The 16,708-nt window shown below is 63.1% G+C and carries 11 protein-coding genes; 5 read left to right on the forward strand and 6 right to left on the reverse strand.

The window, feature by feature from the left end; genetic code table 11:
- Positions 1–22: 22 nt before the first annotated feature.
- The 4 genes from hemA to IB264_RS17010 form a co-directional block, all read right to left on the reverse strand.
- The gene (gene hemA / locus IB264_RS16995) at positions 23–1,237 is read right to left on the reverse strand and encodes a 5-aminolevulinate synthase (protein WP_025425016.1); all 1,215 of its coding nucleotides are present in this window, start codon (positions 1,235–1,237) and stop codon (positions 23–25) included.
- 225 nt (positions 1,238–1,462) lie between these two features.
- Positions 1,463–2,260, reverse strand: coding sequence for a xanthine dehydrogenase family protein subunit M (locus tag IB264_RS17000; RefSeq protein ID WP_025425017.1), 798 nt, complete (start codon positions 2,258–2,260; stop codon positions 1,463–1,465).
- A gap of 15 nt (positions 2,261–2,275) precedes the next feature.
- The gene (locus tag IB264_RS17005) at positions 2,276–4,624 is read right to left on the reverse strand and encodes a xanthine dehydrogenase family protein molybdopterin-binding subunit (RefSeq protein ID WP_025425018.1); all 2,349 of its coding nucleotides are present in this window, start codon (positions 4,622–4,624) and stop codon (positions 2,276–2,278) included.
- A gap of 83 nt (positions 4,625–4,707) precedes the next feature.
- On the reverse strand, positions 4,708–5,196 hold the full coding sequence (locus IB264_RS17010; protein WP_025425019.1) for a (2Fe-2S)-binding protein: 489 nt from the start codon (positions 5,194–5,196) through the stop codon (positions 4,708–4,710).
- 432 nt (positions 5,197–5,628) lie between these two features.
- On the opposite strand from IB264_RS17010, the gene IB264_RS17015 reads away from it, so the two are divergent.
- The 4 genes from IB264_RS17015 (at position 5,629) to IB264_RS17030 (ending at position 13,833) form a co-directional block, all read left to right on the forward strand.
- The gene (locus IB264_RS17015) at positions 5,629–5,886 is read left to right on the forward strand and encodes a glycine zipper domain-containing protein (protein ID WP_025425020.1); all 258 of its coding nucleotides are present in this window, start codon (positions 5,629–5,631) and stop codon (positions 5,884–5,886) included.
- A 236-nt stretch (positions 5,887–6,122) separates the two neighbouring features.
- Positions 6,123–7,352: an MFS transporter gene (locus IB264_RS17020; RefSeq protein ID WP_025425021.1), complete on the forward strand. Its 1,230-nt coding sequence runs from the start codon at positions 6,123–6,125 to the stop codon at positions 7,350–7,352.
- Between the two features lie 278 nt (positions 7,353–7,630).
- Positions 7,631–9,544: an autotransporter assembly complex family protein gene (locus IB264_RS17025; protein WP_025425022.1), complete on the forward strand. Its 1,914-nt coding sequence runs from the start codon at positions 7,631–7,633 to the stop codon at positions 9,542–9,544.
- Positions 9,545–9,657: 113 nt separating this feature from the next.
- Positions 9,658–13,833: a translocation/assembly module TamB domain-containing protein gene (locus tag IB264_RS17030; protein WP_025425023.1), complete on the forward strand. Its 4,176-nt coding sequence runs from the start codon at positions 9,658–9,660 to the stop codon at positions 13,831–13,833.
- Positions 13,834–13,974: 141 nt separating this feature from the next.
- Here the strand turns inward: IB264_RS17030 and IB264_RS17035 are convergent, their stop codons facing one another.
- Positions 13,975–15,060, reverse strand: a complete 1,086-nt coding sequence (locus IB264_RS17035) for a MerR family transcriptional regulator (RefSeq protein WP_025425024.1) — start codon at positions 15,058–15,060, stop codon at positions 13,975–13,977.
- A 301-nt stretch (positions 15,061–15,361) separates the two neighbouring features.
- Here IB264_RS17035 and IB264_RS17040 point away from each other — a divergent pair, with 301 nt between their 5' ends.
- Entirely contained in the window at positions 15,362–16,153 is a 792-nt protein-coding gene (locus IB264_RS17040) for an APH(3') family aminoglycoside O-phosphotransferase (RefSeq protein WP_025425025.1), read from the forward strand.
- A gap of 37 nt (positions 16,154–16,190) precedes the next feature.
- On the opposite strand, the gene IB264_RS17045 is transcribed toward IB264_RS17040, so the two are convergent.
- On the reverse strand, positions 16,191–16,688 hold the full coding sequence (locus IB264_RS17045) for a VOC family protein (RefSeq protein ID WP_025425026.1): 498 nt from the start codon (positions 16,686–16,688) through the stop codon (positions 16,191–16,193).
- Positions 16,689–16,708: the final 20 nt, after the last annotated feature.

Below are 16,708 nucleotides of genomic sequence, written 5' to 3' on the forward strand. Positions count from 1 at the left end.
TTCTCGAAAGATAAGTGAAGCCTTACGCGACGGCCCGTGCCAGCGCGCAGCGCGACCACAGCGAATGCAGCGCGCCGACCAGATGGTCGATATCGGCATCCGAATGCAGCGGCGTCGGAGTGATGCGCAGGCGCTCGGTCTTCGTCGGCACCGTCGGGTAGTTGATCGGCTGCACATAGACGCCAAAATGGTCGAGCAGCAGGTCGGAGATCCACTTGCACTTGGCGGCGTCGCCGACCATGACCGGCACGATATGGCTCGGGTTCGGCATATGCGGAATGCCGCGCTGGTCGAGCAGCGAGCGCAGCCGGCGCACGCGCTCCTGATGGGCGAAGCGTTCGATCTGGCTTTCCTTCAGATGACGGATGGAGGCAAGCGCACCGGCCGCAAGCGTCGGTGGCAGCGCCGTCGTGAAGATGAAGCCCGAAGCAAAGGAGCGGATGAAATCGCAAAGCGCCGTCGAGCCGGTGATGTAGCCGCCCATGACGCCGAAGGCCTTGCCGAGCGTGCCTTCGATGACGGTGAGGCGATGCATCAGGCCTTCGCGCTCGGCGATACCGCCGCCACGCGGGCCGTATATGCCGACGGCGTGCACTTCGTCGAGATAGGTCATCGCGCCGTATTTGTCGGCGAGATCGCAGAGCTCCTTGATCGGGGCAATGTCGCCATCCATCGAATAGACGGATTCAAAGGCAATGATCTTCGGCGCGCGCGGATCGGCTGCGGCAAGCTTGGCTTCGAGGTCGGCCACCGAGTTGTGCTTGAAGATGACGCGTTCGCACTTGGAATGACGAATCCCCTCGATCATCGAAGCGTGGTTCCCGGCGTCTGAGAAGACGATGACACCGGGAATCTTCGAACAGAGCGTTCCAAGGGCGGCCCAGTTGGACACGTAACCCGAGGTGAACAGAAGCGCCGATTCCTTGCCATGCAGATCTGCGAGCTCGCGCTCGAGCAGCACATGGTAGTGGTTGGTTCCGGAAATGTTGCGGGTGCCGCCGGCACCGGCGCCGCATTCGTCGATGGCGCGTTTCATCGCCTCGGTGACGATGGTGTGCTGGCCCATGCCGAGATAGTCGTTGGAACACCAGACGGTGACTTCCTGAATGCCTTCAGCCGTGTGGCGCGCGGCCTTCGGAAAGTTGCCGCGATGGCGAGCGATATCGGCGAAAACCCGGTAGCGACCTTCCTGATGCAGCCCGTCCAGCTCGGTTTTAAAGAAATTCTCGAAATCCATCATCTTCTCCAGTGCCCTGCCGCTTTTTTTGATTCAAAGCGACCGGGGGTCAACCCCGCAATGCGACGCGGCCGCCGCCTGCGGCAAAAGGCCTCTAGTTTTGAACCGTTCCAAAGAAAGCCTTAGCGCATGTAAATCCCTCCAAGCTTGATCGAAGTCAAGCTTGGACGAAAAAAGGGCGGCCGAAACCGCCCTTTTTGACGCATCAAGACAGGCCCGCATTGCTCATGCTGCAGCCACCGCGCGTTTTGCCATCACCTTGACCAGATTGGCGCGATAGGCGGCATCCGCGTGGATGTCGGAAAGCAGGTCGGAAGCGTCGACCGGCACATTGGCAAGCGCATCCGGCGACCACTGCGACGAAAGCGCCGCCTCCATGTCCTTGTGCCGGAAGACGCCACTCGATCCGGCCCCCGTCACCGCGACGCGAACATCGCCATTGTCCCGGCGCACGACGAAGACGCCGGTCATGGCGTAGCGCGAGGCCGGGTTGGCGAACTTCTGGTAGGCTGCCTTTGCCGGAGCCTCGAAGGCGATCGCGGTCACCAGTTCGCCGTCTTCGAGCGCGGTCTCGAAAAGACCGGTGAAGAAATCGCCGGCGGCAATTTCCCGCCTATCGGTGACAATGGTCGCATCGAGCGCCAGCATCGCCGAAGGGTAGTCGGCAGCCGGATCGTTGTTGGCGATGGAGCCGCCGATCGTGCCCATGTGGCGCACATGCGGGTCGCCGATATGGCTGGCAAGCCCTGAGATCGCCGGGCACACGGCCGCCAGCTCGGCGGAGGACGCCACGTCGAAATGGGTGGCCGCAGCACCGATCCTCACGGTTCGCCCCGTCACCTTGATGCCCTTCATTTCCGCGACATGCCTGAGATCGATGAGGTCGGTCGGTGCGGCAAGCCGCTGCTTCATCGTCGGGATCAGCGTCATCCCGCCGGAGAGATATTTGCCCTCGCCTGCGGCCTGCTTGAGTTTGACGGCATCCTGGATAGAGGACGCCCGGTGATAATGGGTCTCGTACATGACACGTCCTCCCGCTCAGTTTGCGGCATGGGCGGCAGCCCACACCTTTTGCGGCGTCGCCGGCATCGTCAGCCGGTTGTTGCCGATGGCGTCGGTGATGGCGTTGATCAGCGCCGGCGGCGAGCCGATGGCGCCGGCCTCGCCGCAGCCCTTGATCCCGAGCGGATTGTTCGGGCAGGGCGTGTTCGAGGTCGAGACCGTGAATGACGGCAGGTCGTCGGCCCGCGGCATGGCATAATCCATGTAGCTTGCCGTCAAGAGCTGGCCGTTTGCCGGATCGTAGTGAACGCCCTCGAGCAGCGCCTGGCCGATGCCCTGCGCCAGGCCGCCATGCACCTGCCCCTCGACGATCATCGGGTTGATGATGTTGCCGAAATCGTCGGCGGCGACGAACTGGATGATCTTGGTCTGCCCCGTATCGGGATCGACCTCCACTTCGCAGATGTAGCAGCCGGCGGGGAAGGTGAAGTTGGCCGGATCGTAGAACGCGCCCTCTTTCAGCCCCGGCTCCATGCCCGGCGGCAGGTTGTGGGCGGTATAGGCGGCAAGCGCCATCTGGAACCACGGTACCGTCTTGTCGGTGCCGGCGACCTTGAGTTCGCCGTTCTCGATGACGATGTCGCTTTCATCCGCCTCCATCAGGTGGGCGGCGATCTTCTTCGCCTTGGCTTCAACCTTGTCGAGCGCCTTGACGACGGCCGACATGCCGACCGCCCCCGAGCGCGAGCCGTAGGTGCCCATGCCCATCTGCACCTTGTCGGTGTCGCCGTGGACGATGTTGACGCTGTCGATCGGCACGCCGAAGCGATCGGCGACCAGTTGGGCGAAGGTGGTTTCATGCCCCTGCCCGTGGCTGTGCGACCCGGTCAGAACCTCGATGGTGCCGACGGCATTGACTCGGACCTCGGCCGATTCCCAGAGACCGACGCCGGCACCGAGCGAGCCGACCGCCGCCGACGGCGCGATGCCGCAGGCCTCGATATAGCAGCTCATGCCAATGCCGCGCTTCATCCCGCGTTTAGCGGCTTCCGCCTTGCGGGCAGCAAACCCGTTCCAGTCGGAGGCCTGCATCGCGGCATTGAGCGAGGTTTCGTAATCGCCGGCATCGTAATTCATGATGACGGGCGTCTGGTGCGGGAAGGTGCGGATGAAGTTGATCCGCCGGAGTTCCGCCGGCGAAACTCCAAGCTCTCGCGCCGCCGTCTCCATGGTGCGCTCCAGGAGATAGGTCGCTTCCGGGCGGCCAGCGCCGCGATAGGCATCGACCGGGGCAGTGTTGGTGTAGACGGTGCGCACATTGGCGTGGATCGCCGGTATGTCGTACTGGCCCGACAGGAGCGTCGCATAGAGATAGGTCGGCACCGACGAGGAGAACAACGACATGTAGGCGCCGAGATTGGCAACCGTATCGACCTTCAGCCCGATGATCCGGTTGTTGGCATCGAACGCCATCTTCACCTTCGAGTGGTGGTCGCGGCCATGCGCATCGGTCAGGAAGGCTTCCGTGCGGTCGGAGGTCCATTTCACCGGCACGCCGGTACACTTGGAGGCCCAGAGACAGACGACCTCTTCCGGATAGATAAAGATCTTCGAGCCGAAGCCGCCGCCGACATCCGGCGCGATGACACGCAGCTTGTTTTCGGGCGCGACATTATAGAACGCGCTCATCACCAGCCGCGCCACATGCGGGTTCTGGCTGGTGGTGTAGCAGGTGTAGTGATCGTCGCCGCCATCATAGATCCCGAGCGTGGCGCGCGGCTCCATCGCGTTCGGCGACAGGCGGTTGTTGTGGATAGTGATCTCGGTCACATGCGCAGCCGAGGCGATCGCCTTGTCGGTGGCGGCGGCATCGCCGATCTGCCAGTCGAAGATCAAGTTGTTGGGTGCTTCCGGGTGAAGCTGCGGCTGCCCCTGCTCCAGCGCCTTGGTCGCATCGGTGACGACGGGCAGTTCCTGGTAATCGACGACGACGGCTTCGGCGGCATCCTTCGCTTCCGCAATGCTGTCGGCAACGACGATGGCGACGGCGTCACCGACGTAACGCACCGTCTCGTGCGCGAGCGGCCGCCAGGCGCCCATCTTCATCGGCGATCCGTCCTTGGAATGGATCATCCAGCCGCAGATGAGATTGCCGATACCGTCGGCGAGCAGTTGCTCGCCGTCGAGCACGCCGATCACGCCGGGCATGGCCTTGGCCGCCGCCGCGTCGATCGACTTGATCTTCGCATGCGCATAGGGACTGCGCACGAAGATCGCATATTTCATGCCCGGCACCGACATGTCGTCCGTATAGCGCCCCTTGCCGGTCAGGAACCGTTTGTCTTCCTTGCGCGCCACCCGCGCGCCAATACCTTCAACGCCCATTGCCGATCTCCTCCCGAGATATCCAGCGAAAGTCCTGCGGTGAAATGTGATCGCGGCGAAACGTCATCGCCGCGGGCCGGACTTCATTCGGCAGCGACGCGGGCGCCGCCCATCTCGGCTGCCGCCGCAAGGATCGCCTTGACGATGTTGTGGTAGCCGGTGCAACGACAGATATTGCCGTCGAGTTCGGCGCGCACGGTCGCCTCATCGAGCTGCCCGCCATGCCGGCGGATCATGTCGACCGCTGTCATCACCATGCCGGGTGTGCAGAAACCGCATTGCAGGCCATGATTGGCCTTGAAGGCGGCCTGCACCGGGTGCAGCTCGCCATTGGCGGCCAGTCCTTCGATGGTGGTGACCTGTGAGCCCGCCGCCTGCGCAGCGAGGGTGGAACAGCTCTTGACCGACATTCCGTCCATATGAACGACGCACGCGCCGCATTGCGACGTGTCGCAGCCGACATGGGTGCCGGACAGCCCAAGGTTCTCACGAATGAAATGCACCAGCAACGTCCGGTCATCACATTGACCGCTCACCTGACGGCCGTTGACCGTCATTGTAATTTTCGCCATTTCGCTCCTCCGGGTGGGTCAATGCCAACACGAGCGCGAACGGTAAGCCGGGTGATGATCTGTTCACGCGACCAGGTACGCGCCAACTGCTATCGATGCCCTTCGCCTCGATATCCCTCCTCCGGGTTCCCGCGGCTTGTTTGTATCATTGTCTTTTTTTGGAATGTCGCAACCGCCCAAGGGTCAGGCGCGATAAAAATTTTGCGTGATGGTTGTGTTAGCTGAAATCGGGCCTTCATGTCCCGTTCAGGAACGATATCATTATGTTGGCGGCGAAGAGAATCCGCCAGACCTCCTGTAGACTTTCACAGCGGCCGGTTTATTTTCTGAATTTGCAAGTTCAAGTGGAGAAAGACATCTCGTCTTTGCGCCAATCACTCAGGGACGGACGAGGCGACAGGCTGAAATCCGTAGAGATCGGAGAGAACAATAATGAAGAAAGCCATCGCACTTGTGCTGGTTGCGTTGTCGGTTGCGAGCTGCACCCAGACTGAAAAGGGTGCCGGCATCGGCGCCGTCTCGGGCGCGATCATCGGCGGCGCGATCACCGGTGACGTTCGTGGCGCAGCTGTGGGCGCTGCGATCGGCGGCGTTTCGGGCGCGGTCATCGGCCATGTCACCGAACAGCCGGGCCAGTGCTACTACCGCGACCGCTACGGCCGCCGCTACATCGACTCCTGCCCGCGCTAAGCCGCAAGGACGGTCGACAACATCGACACGACGTCCACCTGTCAAATGACGGACCGGACGAAACATCGCCCCTCATGGCCACCTGCCGTGAGGGGTTTTCGTTTTCCTGACTGTCTCGGCAATCTGCCGATCAGCCATCAGATCCCGGCAGCCGTATCGAGCGCGCAGGAATCGGGTGGCCCGCGACAACACAATCCTGTCAGCTGCCTCGAAATAGCTTGATCGAGGCCCACTCCATGCTGAAACCGCCTGCAACTACCTTGCCGCCAGCTTTCAAACACATCGCCTGGTCCAACCTGTTTGCGCAATTCTCCGAGCAAATCGCCTTGGCCGCAGCACCGCTTGCGGCAGTCCTTCTGCTTTCGGCTGGCCCCGCGGAATCGGGCTGGCTGCAGATGGCCCAGACGCTGCCGTTTCTGCTGCTCTCCATTCCGGCCGGCCTGCTCGTCGACCGCGCCTCGCGGCGAATGCTAATGGTCTTCTCGGAAATGCTGCGTGCCCTCTCCCTGGTCGCCACTCTGCTTTTGATTGCGAGCGGTATGCTCACCCTGCCGCTTCTGGCGATCATGGGTTTTGTCGGCGCAATCGGAACGGTCTGCTACAGTGTCGCCGCCCCGGCATTGATCCCGGCCATCGTTCCGCGCACGCAGCTCGCCGACGCCAATCGCTGGCTGGAGCTTGCCCGCAGCCTCGCCTATTCCGGTGGTCCGGCAATCGGCGGAGCAATCATCGCCTGGACCGGTGCCTCGCTCGCCTATGTTGCGGCCACCACGCTCTCCCTTCTCGCCGTCGTGCTGCTCGCCGGCCTTCGCGAACAGGAGCAAGCGGCCGGGCCGCAACGCAATCTGCTTGATGACCTGATCGAAGGCGCACGCTTCCTTGCCGGCCATGCACTCCTGCGGCCGATACTTGTCACCGCGGTCGTGTTCAACACATCCTGGTTCGTGCTGCAGGCGGTCTATGTCGCCTATGCTGTCCGCACACTCGGACTGACGGCAACGGGCGTCGGTGTCACGCTCGGCATCTATGGAGCCGGAATGATGATCGGAGCCTATGCCGCCCCGACACTTGCGCGCCGTATCCCCTTCGGCGTCATGATCGCGCTCGGTCCGCTCGGTGGTCTGCTCGCCGCCGTCGTCATGCTGCTGACGGTCTGGTTCCCCCTCGGCGCGCTTGCGGGAGTGAGCTTCTTTCTCTTCGGTGCGGGGCCGATTCTCTGGTCGATCGCCACCCTCACGCTCAGGCAGGCCATCACCCCAAACGCGATGCTGGGGCGGGTTTCAGCCTTCATTACCACGGCGACATTCGGCGCAAGGCCGATCGGCGCGGCGCTCGGCGCTCTCGTCGCCACCCACTTCGGCGTCAAGGCTTGCCTCGTGGTCGCGGCGACCGGGTTCCTCATCCAGTTCCTGGTGATCATCGCCTCCCAGGTTCCCCGTTTGCAGGGCCTGCCCGAACCGGCTTGACCCCATTCAACCGCATCAGCGCGACCATCTGACACCCCGCAAACGGCAATCCCGAGCACGGAGCCACCGCCGACGTTGTGGCGGCGGCGCCCGGTTTTTGTGCTGCGTTGACAACATTCCGGCTCTTTTTCAGGGAAATCGACCCGGAATCTGGGCCTCAGGGGTGGATGCGGCCGGCCGTCATCGTTAACAGATGGAAAACCTTAGGCATGCAATAGTGACCCCGCCGCATGAAGGCAGTTTGTATTGGGTCGCCTTAAGACGGGATGCGGAAGCGAATGTCCCCACCACGGTCGAGTATTGCGTACTGGAAGGCAGCGACTGCGCTCGCCGTTGCCGCCTCGTGCGCGCTCGGCCCGATGTCCGTCACCAAGGCCTATGCGTTCAAGATCTTCGGCATGAAGTTTTTCGAGGGTGACGAGGACGCGGCCCAGGTCATCGACCCCGTCAACTACACCCTCACCTTCGACGCCGGTACCGACGACAAGGAATTGAAAGAGGCGCTTGAGAACAGCTCGCAGCTGGTCCAGGGCCAGGAAAAACCGGTTTCAGGCAACCTTGGCCTTGCGATCCGCGCCCGCGACGACCGCGACCGCCTGCTGGCGGCACTCTATGAGAAGGCCCGATACGGCGGCACCGTCGCAATCCAGATCAATGGTCAGGACATCGACAGCCTGCCACCCGATCCATCTTTCCCTGACGGCAAGGCCATACCCGTCACCGTCAGGGTGACGCCGGGCCCGGTGTTTTCGCTAGGCTCGGTCAAGTTCGAAGGCGACGCCGCCGGCCTCAATCCCGCCGACTACGATCTCGCGCTCGGAACCCGGGCGGATTCGACGCGGATCATCAAGGCCGGCGAAAAGGTCGTCAACGATCTGCGCGAGCAGGGACGGCCGCTTGCCAAGCTGACCGAGCGCAGCGTCGTTGCCGATCATGCAGATTCGACCGTCGACGTGGTGATATCAGCCGAAAGCGGGCCGGTGGCGCCCGTTGGCGAAGTCAGCGTTTCCGGAACCAAGACCGTCGATCCGGGGTTTGTTCGCGATTATTCGCGGCTCAACGAGGGCCGCCCCTATTCGCCCGAGGACATCCGCAAGGCGTCCGAGCGGCTGCGTCAACTCGGCGTGTTCTCGAGCGTGACCATCAAGGAAGCCAACACGCTTTCGCCCGACGGCTCGATCCCGATGAAGATCGAGGTGTCCGAGGGCAAGCACAAGTATTTCGGCTTCGGCGCCCAGGTCTCGACCACGGACGGTCTCGGGCTTTCCGGCTACTGGGGACACCGCAATCTGTTCGGCCGTGCGGAATCGCTGCGTGTCGAGGGCTCGATCGACCGTATCGGCGAGACCCAGGAACTCGATAAGCTCGACTATTCCGCGGGCATCCTCTTTGCCAAGCCCGGCGCCTTCGGTCCGGCCTCGACCTTCACCGCAAGCCTCAAGGCCAACATCCAGGATCCCGATGCCTATCGCGCCAAGATCCTGACCGGTGCGGCCGGCGCCACATTCGAACTGTCGCCGACCGACACCTTTTCCGGTGGCGGCGAGCTGAGCTGGGCGAATATCGACGACGCCTTCGGCTCCAATTCCTACCTGACAGCTGCCATTCCGCTCGAATATGTGCGCGACACCCGCGATGACAAGCTGAACGCGACCGAGGGCTACCGGGCGTTGGTCAACGCCAAACCAAGCTACGAGATCAAGGGCCAGACCTTCTTCTCGTCCTTCGAAGCAGCGGCATCGGGTTACCAAGCGCTCGGCGACGAGAAGCGTTTCGTTCTTGCCGGCAGGATCGGTGCGGGCGTTCTGGTCGGCGGCGACGGCCTTGCCGACATACCGGCAAACCGCCGCTTCTATCTTGGCGGAGGCGGCTCGGTGCGCGGTTATTCCTACCAGGAGATCAGCCCGCGCAACAGCAACAACGACGAGACCGGCGGACGCTCCTATGTCAACACTTCGGTCGAGGCGCGCATCGCCATCACCGACACGATCGGCATCGTGCCCTTCATCGACGCCGGCACCGTGTCTGCCAGCACCACGCCCGATTTCTCCGACATTCGCGCCGGCGCCGGCATCGGCCTTCGCTATCAGACGCCGTTCGGACCGATCCGTCTCGATGTGGCGATGCCGCTCAACAAATATCCCGGCGGCACCAGCTACGGCATCTATGCCGGTATCGGCCAATCCTTCTGATCCGCGCCGGTTCCAGCCGATTTCTGCGCCGCAGCCGGCAAATTTCGCACGAGCGCCCGGAGTTTCTGCCTGCAAAGATTCCGCAGCGACACAAGTTGCGTTATGGGTAGATCATGAATCACGTCGTCCGCTTCCTTCGCGCGACGCTGCGCTATTGCCTTTATGTGCTTGGCGCGCTTGCGGTCGCAGCTCTTCTCCTCGTCGCCTTCGTCGGCTTCACGACTCCCGGCGCCCGCCTTGTCGCCTGGGCGATCGAGAAATATGCGGCGACCCCGGACCAGATCGTGCGGATTGCCGACCCGAGCCCGCTTCTGACCGGCCAGTTCACCGCCGGCAGCGTGACGCTGTTCGATGGCGAGGGCATCTATGCGGAGGTTCGCGATCTCTCGCTCAACTGGTCGCCCGCGGCCCTCTTGTCCTTCCGCTTCGACGCCGCGGCGATTTCGGCAGGCTCCATCCGCGTCGAGCGCCTGCCGGTGCCTTCGACCGAAACCAAGGAAGTGCGCTCGACCTTCGCGCTTCCGGTCGACGTCAAGATCGATGCGATCGACCTCAAGGAAATCGTCATCGGCAAGGCAATCGCCGGCGAGGACCAGTTCCTGACGGCGAGCGGCAAGGTAAACGCCACCAACGAGAGCATCGCGCTCGCCATAACGGCGGCCCAGCGCGACCGGCCCGAGGCCCGTGCCGTTGCCGACATCGTCTTCAATCCGGCCGGCAACGAACTGAAACTTGAAGCGACCGTCAATGAGCCCGCCAACGGCGTTCTGGCGAAGCTCCTGCGCCTGCCGAACGAACCCGCCGTCAACATCAAGGTAACCGGCGAAGGACCGCTTTCGGACTGGGCCGGCGCCGGGACGGCTGCGCTTGACGGCACCGAGATCCTCAAGCTAGACGGCCGTCACGTCCAGTCTACCGATGGCATGCATCGGCTGACGCTTTCCGGCGGCGGCGGCTTCGGCTCGCTGATGCCGCCGGCCTTGCGCCCGATGTTCGAGGGCCAGACCAGCATCGATCTTGCTGCTGCCTTCGACGGCAAGGGCATGGTGCGCGTCGACAAGGGGCACGTGGCGACCGGCGCGCTTGCCTTCGCCGCCTTCGGCACCTTCGACAGCAAGGGCGAGAACAATCTGCAGGCAAGGCTCGCCGGTACCAATGGCGCCATCGATTTCCGCTGGCCACTGGAAAAGGGCGAGGCCCGCGTCCTGATCAATACCGTTAATCTGTCGCTGATCGGCGATGCCCAATCGGCAATCCTTGACGCGGCCGCCGACGTCGCCTCTGTCGCACTGCCGGACGTGGCCCTCGGCGCCATCAAGCTGTCGGCTGCGAGCGATGGCTTCAACCTGGCGACACAGTCGGGTCCGATCAAGACGACGGTCGAGGTCGGCCAGGTCGGCTTCGACAATGCCGATCTCGTCCGGCTGGTCCAGGCGCCGATGAAGATCGTCGGCGACATCACTGTTGCCAAGGACAGCATCACCTTTGCGCCGGTGACGCTGGAAAGCCCCGGCGTTGGCGGCACCGTCGAAGGCGCCTTCTCGCGCGAAACCAATACGGTTGCCGCGACCTTCAAGCTCTTCACGGTCCCAGGCGCCCTGCCGCCCGCTGCCGCTGCAAAATTCGACGGCACGATTGCGCTTGCCGGGAGCATCAAGACCGGCGCCAACGGCAGCGTCACCGTCGAAAACATCGATCTCAAATCCGGGACGATCGAGGCTGCCGGCTCCGTGGCGCTCGCTGAAGGCAATCTGACGGCGGATCTTAAAGGTGTCCTGCCGGATCTCGGCAAGCTGCTCGCCGACGCCAAGGGCAAGGCCGACTTCACCGCCGCTGTGACCGGACCGCTCGCCGAACTCGGCATCAAGGCGGAACTGTCCTCGAGCGGCGCGACGCTCGCCGGTCGCACGCTCAGCGACCTGACCATCAAGGCCGACGCCACCGCAAACCAGAGCAGCCCGCAGGCCAAGCTGACGGCAACCGGTGCGCTCGACGGTCAACCGATCGACGTGCGTGCCGACGTCGTCTCGAAGGACGGTCGCACATCGATCCCGGTGCTCGAAGCCACGATCGGCGAGAACACGCTCAACGGCGCCATCAACTTCACCCCCGACTTCAAACCCGACGGCACTGTCGATTTCAATCTTCCGGACCTTGGGCTGCTTGCCGCCATGGCCGGCCAGAAGGCGTCCGGAGATCTCTCTGGATCGGCGGCGATCCGGACGGCCAACGGCATCACCTCCATCGTGCTCAAGGCCGGCGGCAGCGGCATCAAGCGCGATGACCTGACGATCGCCAAGCCGACGGCCGACATCACCATTGCCGACCTTTCGGCACTGGCGATCAAGGGCAGCGTCCGGGCAGAGACAATTGCCCAGGGGGCCAACCGGGTTTCCGGATTGAGCCTCGACTTCACCCAGCAGGCCGGCAAGACAGGCTTTGCCATCGACGGCAAGTATGACGGCGGGCCTTTGACGGCGAGGGGCGACCTGACGAGTTCGAACGGGCGCACGGAAATCCGTCTTTCCTCCTTCGGCGCGACGCCGAAACAGATTGCACTAAAGCTCGCGGCGCCGACCGTGATCGCGATCGAGAAGGGCACCGTGCGCCTGAATGCGCTCACGATCCAGGCATCGAAAGGCACGATCGCGGTCAGCGGCACCGCCGGCCAAAAGCTCGATATTACCGCAAAGCTGAACGCCCTGCCGGCAGCCCTGGTCAATGCCTTCGCACCGGGCCTCGGCGCGGAAGGGGCAATCGGCGGCACCGTCGATGTCGGCGGAACGGCGGCAGCGCCGGTCGTCGCCTATAACCTCAAATGGTCCGGCGCCTCGCTGGCAGCCGCGCGCACCGCCGGCGTCGGTGCCTTCGACATCTCGGCCAATGGCAAGTTTGCCAACAACCGCGTGACGCTCGACACCACGCTCTCCGGCGCCGGCGGCCTCGCATTCAAGGGCGGCGGCAATGTCGATATCGGCGGCAACATGCCGATCGCCATGAAGTTCAACGGCAATGTGCCCTTCGCGCTCGTTGCCAACCTGATGGCCCAGCAGGGCTTCACGCTCACGGGCCAGGCCTCCGTCGACCTTTCGATTTCCGGCTCGGCCAAGGCACCGCAGATTGCCGGCACGATCACCACCTCAGGCGGACGCCTTGTCGACGTCCGGCGCAACCTCGCGCTCAACAACCTGACGGCCAACGTGGCGCTCGACGGCAAGCAGGCGACGATCTCCAAGCTTTCCGCCAACCTCGCGACCGGCGGCTCGGTCGAGGTCACCGGCACGGTCGGCACCGTACCCAGCTCCGGCTTTCCGGCCAACCTGATCATCAGGCTCAACAACGCCACCTATGTCGACGGCACGCTGTTCACTGCGCAGCTTGCCGGCGAGATGACCTTGACAGGTCCGCTGGTCGCCACCCCGACACTCGGCGGCAAGGTGACGATCCGCAAGGCAGCAATTACCATTCCCGAGAAACTGCCGACCTCGCTCTCGGCTATCGACATCAAGCACAAGAATGCGCCGGCCAAGGTCAAGCGGATGGCCAGGGACATCCGCAAGGACGAGAAGCCGGCAGGCGCCAATGCCAGCGGCGTCATCGCCTTCAACCTTGGCGTCACGGCCAATCAGGTCTTCGTGCGCGGCCGCGGCATCGATGCCGAACTCGGCGGCGACCTGACGATCCGCGGCACGGCCGTGCAGCCGACCATTTCGGGCGGTTTCGAGATGCGCCGCGGCCGTTTGGAAATCCTCGGCAAACGCCTGACCTTTACCGATGGCACCATCGGCTTCGGTGGCGACCTGATCCCGACACTCAATCTCAAGGCGACATCGACCGCCGGCGCGACGACCATCACCGTCAGCGTCACAGGCCTTGCCAACAATCCGCAGATCACCTTCTCGTCGTCGCCAGCCCTGCCCCAGGACGAAATTTTGGCGCAGCTGATCTTCAACCGCTCGCTGTCCAACCTCTCGGCCTTCCAGATTGCTCAGCTTGCCTCTGCCGTCAGCCAGCTGGCGGGCGGTGGCTCGACCTCGCTGCTCGACGGTCTGCGCAACAAGCTCGGCGTCGACGATCTCGACGTCACCACCGACGAGAACGGCGGCGCCTCGGTGCGCGCCGGCAAGTATCTTAACGACCGCACCTATATCGAGCTGCAGCAAGGCTCGGATTCAGGCTCCAGCAAGGCCGTGATCAATCTCGATGTCGGCAAGGGCGTCAAGCTGAAGGGTGCGGCCGGCGGTGACGGCTCCGCATCGGGCGGCATCTTCTTCGAAAAGGAATATTGAGGCGGCGCGTCATCAATACCGTTTTGACTGACGGCGTGCCTACCTTCGCCACAAAGAATACGCCCGCGGGTCGCTAACGATCCGCGGGCGTATTCTTTGTCGTCTTCCGTCTTCGGACGGCCGGGACGGATCAGTCGTCCGTCACAGCCCCGGGCGAAAATAGATGCCACTGAGCTTGCCGCCGGGGGCAAGCATCAGCCCGCATTCCAGCGTTCCCTTTTCGAAGCGCACGTCATAGACATCCCAACCTTCTTGCAGCACGCCCTTGAACGCCACGCTCTGCAGTGACCCCAGGCGGTCGAGTTCGGCTTTGGCGAGGGGCGCCTGCTCGCGCGCCACCGCTGCGAGCGGCGGCGTCATGCCTTCGTAGTCGGGCTCGCCGCGCTGGTGCTCGGCGATGACGCGGCGAAGCAATGCCTCACTGTCGGGAAACGGGATCTTATCCTTCACGCGCTTCTCCAGGTCGTCGGCAACGGCACGCGCCTTCGTCTCGTCGATGCGTTTCGCCGCCTGTTCGTAGCCGCCCTGATGCAGCACTACGCCTTCCACCTCACCTTGCTCGTTGCGGGTGAAAGAGAGTTGCGCCTGGACGATGCGATAGAAGAACAGGTCATCCGCTTCGGGATAGATTTCGAGCGCATTCTGCCCGGTCAACTGCGCCATCAGTCCGCCCTCGCGGCGGGTGACGCTGAGCACATCGCCGGCCTCGAACTGGAAGTCGCCCACAACAGAGCCGTGTTTTTCGGGATCGAAACGAACCTCGGTTCGAGGCCGTGCCTGCTCATAACGTCGCCACGCGACGGTATCCGGCGATAGGTCGGTCATCCTGGTCTCCTTGGCAAGAGTGATGAGTTCGCTGATAGAGACGGCCCGACCGCTCGATATTTTCTGCAGCGCCGCGCCGATCAGCGACAGGCTGTGCTCGACCCGATCACGCAGATCGACGAGCGCGGATTGCTGGATCGTCAGTGTCTGGCCGAGATCCGGCGCGGCGCCCGCCAGCAACACGGTGATCCGGGTCAGGCTCAGGCCGAGACGCTTCAATGCGAGGATCTCGGTCAGCCGGGCGATTTCCGCAGCGCCATAGAGCCGCCAGTTCTTTTCCGTCCGGCGCGGTGCGATCAGCCCACGATCCTCGTAGACACGCAGCGCCCGCACGGTCAGGCCGAGACGATCGGCACATTCGGCGGCGGACAAAAGGGGATCATGGTTTCGCTTGTCGCTCATGGGAGCCTCCTGGAACTATCTTCTAAGGTATGACCTTAGGTTCGGCTCAAGCGATATTTGGTGTGGGTAGAATCAAGATTTCGCGGAGGATGCTCGCGCTTGGGTCGGGTCGCCATGGATTTTGCACAATTCCGTCCCTACCTGCCCTCTCGCGCAAATTGCATGTTTCCCTAAATCGTATCCGATTTAAGGCTAAAAACATGCAACGGTTCATAGTGCCACAGCGACCTTTGTACGTCGAAAAAGACGCGCGGCGCTGTAGGCCGCAATTTCGGAACAACCCGTATTTTCAGGTGGTTTTTTGTCTCTCCAGCTTCTCGATATCGATCTTCCGCCCACCCTGGCACCGCTGCTCGCAGGTTATGACTGCCGAAAGGATAGCCTCGGCCAGTCAGACTCCAGCGTCTTCCTGTTCGACGCAAAAGACCGCCCGCCCCTCGTTCTCAAGGTCGAAGAGGCCGGTCCCTTTGACGAGCTTGTCGATGAGGCCGAGCGGCTCGAATGGCTGGGCAAGCAGGGAATGCCCTGTCCGCGCGTCGTCGCCCGCGACGTGTACGCGCAAAAGAACTGGCTGCTGATGGAGGCGGTCGAAGGCATCGACCTCGCCTCAAGCACCCTTGCCGCCTCGGAGCAGGTTGTTCTGCTCGCCGAAGCGCTACGCCGCATGCATGCGCTCGATGTCGATGCCTGCCCGTTCGATCACCGGATTGGTGCGCGTGTCGCGATCGCCAGGCTGCGTGCAGAAGCGGACCTGGTCGATGAGACCGACTTCGACGACGAGCGCCTCGGCAAGACCGCCGACGAACTCTTCGTCGAGCTTCAGGCGCGCATCCCTCAGGAGGGAGAGCCGGTCGTCACCCATGGCGACGCCTGCCTTCCAAACATCATCGTCAGGGATGGCCGCTTCGCCGGTTTCATCGATTGCAGCCGTCTGGGCGTCGCCGACCCCTATCAGGATCTGGCGCTGACCTGCCGCAGCATTGCCTACAATCTCGGGGAGGAATGGGTTCAGCCGTTTCTCGATCTCTACGGCATCCGTCGTGCCGATCCCGAAAAACTCGGCTTCTATTGCCTTCTCGACGAGTTCTTCTGACCTCGGGGAAAGCAAGCGCAGGATGGCCCGCGCCGCCTTATGCGGCGTCGCGGGCCTCGATATTGAGATCGACGATATCGGCATCGCCGAGGTCGATGTCTTCCAGGGCGTTGAACAACGCCCAGATATGGCCGAACGGGTCGATGAAGGCACCGACGCGGTCTCCGGTCGACAGCGTCTCCGCCGGGTTTCTGAGGGCGGCACCCGCCCCGATCGCCCGGCCGATGACCCGGTCGACATCCTTCACATGCAGTTCGAGAATGACCGCCGTCGTGCCGAGCGCATGCGGCGATCTCGGCCCGCCTAGTTTCGGCTCCGCGTCCCGCCGCGGATTGGCACCGGCGATCCGGAAGACGGATTCGCCGATCCTGAGATCGGCGCTGGTTAAAATCCCGCTCGGCCATTCATGCCGTTGCACCAGTTCGGCACCCAGCACATCACGATAAAAGGCAATGGCGCGATCCTCGTCGCCATGCCGGACAAATAGCTTCACACAGATCTGCCGATCGGCCAGCCTGCCGCCATTGATGACCATGACATCCTCCAATCTCGGGT

Source organism: Ensifer sp. ENS11, assembly GCF_014851895.1.
Taxonomy (GTDB): domain Bacteria; phylum Pseudomonadota; class Alphaproteobacteria; order Rhizobiales; family Rhizobiaceae; genus Ensifer; species Ensifer canadensis.

What these genes read in the sequence shown, in the direction of transcription:
- hemA (WP_025425016.1), bottom strand. Translation starts at nt 1,237, where the DNA reads ATGGATTTCGAGAATTTCTTTAAAACCGAGCTGGACGGGCTGCATCAG.
- IB264_RS17000 (WP_025425017.1), bottom strand. Translation starts at nt 2,260, where the DNA reads ATGTACGAGACCCATTATCACCGGGCGTCCTCTATCCAGGATGCCGTC.
- IB264_RS17005 (WP_025425018.1), bottom strand. Translation starts at nt 4,624, where the DNA reads ATGGGCGTTGAAGGTATTGGCGCGCGGGTGGCGCGCAAGGAAGACAAA.
- IB264_RS17010 (WP_025425019.1), bottom strand. Translation starts at nt 5,196, where the DNA reads ATGGCGAAAATTACAATGACGGTCAACGGCCGTCAGGTGAGCGGTCAA.
- IB264_RS17015 (WP_025425020.1), top strand. Translation starts at nt 5,629, where the DNA reads ATGAAGAAAGCCATCGCACTTGTGCTGGTTGCGTTGTCGGTTGCGAGC.
- IB264_RS17020 (WP_025425021.1), top strand. Translation starts at nt 6,123, where the DNA reads ATGCTGAAACCGCCTGCAACTACCTTGCCGCCAGCTTTCAAACACATC.
- IB264_RS17025 (WP_025425022.1), top strand. Translation starts at nt 7,631, where the DNA reads ATGTCCCCACCACGGTCGAGTATTGCGTACTGGAAGGCAGCGACTGCG.
- IB264_RS17030 (WP_025425023.1), top strand. Translation starts at nt 9,658, where the DNA reads ATGAATCACGTCGTCCGCTTCCTTCGCGCGACGCTGCGCTATTGCCTT.
- IB264_RS17035 (WP_025425024.1), bottom strand. Translation starts at nt 15,060, where the DNA reads ATGAGCGACAAGCGAAACCATGATCCCCTTTTGTCCGCCGCCGAATGT.
- IB264_RS17045 (WP_025425026.1), bottom strand. Translation starts at nt 16,688, where the DNA reads ATGGTCATCAATGGCGGCAGGCTGGCCGATCGGCAGATCTGTGTGAAG.